Raw genomic sequence first — 1,308 nt, forward strand, 5'->3', positions numbered from 1 at the left:
AGCTTGAGGGGCGGGTGGCGGTTGCTACCGTCTTGAAGTTTTCATCGACGGCGCCTCGCGCGTCTGAGCCCCAACAATAGACCCGGAGGACACCTACTTCCGCCAGACGGCCACGGTGACCGAGCCGCACGTGTACGAGGACGTCCGCGTGTACCCCTGCGCGATATAGCTCGCATGTTTTTCTGCGGCCTGGGCCGTGCTCAGGCCATGAAACGACGCCCACTGGCCTTGTCTCGGCACCCACGTTGAGTTATAGGTGGCGCCGTTCGAGCTGCACGTGATCAGGTTCGGCATCATGCCGGAATCGGCCAGGTGCTCCACCAGGCGCTGATAGTCGGCACTGTTGACGCCATTGAAGGTCAGGTTCCCGGCCGGCCGGGGGGGCCAGAACAGTACGGAGGCTTCAGGCAAGGTGTGGCCAGCCAGGGGTGTCCAGGGTCCATTCAGACTGGCTGTTCCGCCAGTAAAGGGTGTGGTCAGCCCCTGCTCAAACGTCATGGGGACAGGCTGACCTCCTGTCTGGAGATGCACATGGAGGTGGGGGGCCGTAGAAGACCCAGAGTTGCCGACGCGGCCCAGGAATTGCCCGGCGTTGACGCGGGCCCCACTGGTGACCCGCGCTTCAGGCTCAATGTCCGGGTTGCTACCCTTGCCACTGGTGCCCGTAAAGAGCGGGGTGTTGTGGGGGCATAGCGCCGCAGGAATACTGCCGGGTTGAGCGTGCGCATACAGGGCGTACGCCCCATCATCCTGCAGAATCCACAAGTGGTTGCCGCCGCCGGCGATCTTCAGGTCAGGCTTGTAGAGTGGGTTGAGCGAGCCCGGCACGTTGTCTGGGGCATTGCGCCAGCAGCCCACCACCGTGCCAGCCGCCATGGCATAAAAGGGCTTGCCGTAGACAATCCAGTTGCTGTTGATCTTGGGATCGGTGGTACCGGCTTTTAGCCTGGACCAGTTGGTGTCGGACACGCGACGCAGCGCGCCAATGTCCTTGCCTTCGGCTTGAATGCCGGCCGTGTGGACGCCCGTATTGTAGCGCTCGTCTGCTTTGAGGTCGTCACCTCTGAGTGGGAGGGTGAGAGCCGCCGCCGTCGAAGGCAGCGTGGTGGCGATCACGAGGGTGGCGATGAGCAGTGTGGTCTTGGTGAGCATGGTGTTCTCCTGGGGTGTGCGGAGGGGGCCTTCGTGCCCTGGGGCGGGTGTGCCAGGCCCTCTTTACCTGAGAACACCGTATGAAAGCGGCCGTGATCAACTCGTGATCAGAGGTCAATACGACGGGGTTAGGCGTGGCCGCGTGTTGGGGAGATC

At 63.1% G+C, this 1,308-nt stretch carries 1 protein-coding gene; it reads right to left on the reverse strand.

Going from position 1 to position 1,308, the window contains the following annotated elements; translation table 11 throughout:
* Window positions 1–93 precede the first annotated feature (93 nt).
* A complete protein-coding gene (locus tag K7W42_RS22675; RefSeq protein WP_224577674.1) occupies window positions 94–1,152 on the reverse strand; it encodes a M23 family metallopeptidase in 1,059 nt (352 codons plus the stop codon).
* Between the last annotated feature and the right edge of the window lie 156 nt (window positions 1,153–1,308).

It is taken from the genome of Deinococcus betulae, assembly GCF_020166395.1.
Lineage (GTDB): Bacteria > Deinococcota > Deinococci > Deinococcales > Deinococcaceae > Deinococcus > Deinococcus betulae.

Bases quoted from the DNA above. Each gene is read 5' to 3' on its own strand.
- K7W42_RS22675 (WP_224577674.1), bottom strand. From the start codon at position 1,152: ATGCTCACCAAGACCACACTGCTCATCGCCACCCTCGTGATCGCCACC.